General features: G+C 76.8%; 1 protein-coding gene. It reads right to left on the minus strand.

Annotated features, from left to right (window positions below):
• The coding region (locus MR1_RS20360; RefSeq protein WP_067250887.1) for a protoporphyrinogen/coproporphyrinogen oxidase at positions 1-1,096 on the minus strand (1,096 nt) is incomplete at both ends.

The raw sequence follows: 1,096 nt of genomic DNA on the forward strand, positions 1-1,096 counted from the left end.
GGCGGCCCGCCGGTCGGCCGCGCCGATCGCCGCCGTCGGCTGGGACTGGGTGAACCGCGCGCGGAACGATCCGCGCAGCGCGCTCGCCGGCAGGGCGACACCGAGCATCGCCGCGGCCTCGGCCATCGCCAGCCGGGCGGCGGCGTCGTCGTCCAGCCCGGACGTCGCCGGCTCCTCCCCCTGGGAGCCGAACGACACCCGCACCACGTGTCGGTCCCCTGCGGCGGTGCGCAGCCACGGCCACTTGGCCGTGGCGTGTGTGAGGGCCTTGGCGGTGTGGCTGCCGGGGACCGTGAGGACGCCGGATCCGCGCGGCGACGCGTCGAGAGCCGGAGCGTCCAGGACCAGGGTGATGATCTCGATGTGCGGGGCGTCGCCGGCGGGGATCGCATCGAGGGCCGAGACGTGCGGCGACAGCAGGCGACGCGTCGTCGCCTCGTCCGCGGCGAGGATCACGGCGTCGAACCGCTCCTCCGCGACAAGGGCGTCTCCCCCCTCCGTCGATGCGTCGATGTCCGCGTCCGCGGGGCGGGGTCGGGGATCGGGCGCCTCGAACCGCACGACCCAGGCGTCGGCGTCCCGCGCGAGCCCGACGACGGAGGAGCCGGTGCGGACCTCGGATCCGAGCACGCCGAGCCGGGCGACGAGGGCGTCCACGAGCACGGCCATGCCGCCGTCGATCCCGCGCACGGCCGCGCCAGGAGCGCGCGCCGGCTCGGCTCCGCTCCGGGGCGCGGCGGTCTTCCGGGCCGCGTCCGCGCGCAGGCTCGCCACAGCCCCGGACAACGACCCGGCCCGGGTCAGCGCCGCGTTGAGTCCCGGGGCGGCCACCTCGGTGTCGATCGTGTCGGGATGGGCGGAATGCACGCCCGTCGTGACGGGGGCGACCAGGCAGTCGAGGACCCGCGCGCCCATGCGCGAGCGGACGAGATGCCCGAGGCTCCGGTCGTGGCCGATGGTCAGCGGAGGACGCAGCCGGTCGACGTACGCGCGCCACGCGCCGCGCCATCCGATGATCCGCCGCACGTCCTCGGCGAACGGGTTCTCCGGGATACCGAGGATCCCGCCGCGCGGCAGCGGCGCCGCACCGACCCCC

Source organism: Microbacterium resistens NBRC 103078 (assembly GCF_001552355.1).
Lineage (GTDB): Bacteria > Actinomycetota > Actinomycetes > Actinomycetales > Microbacteriaceae > Microbacterium > Microbacterium resistens.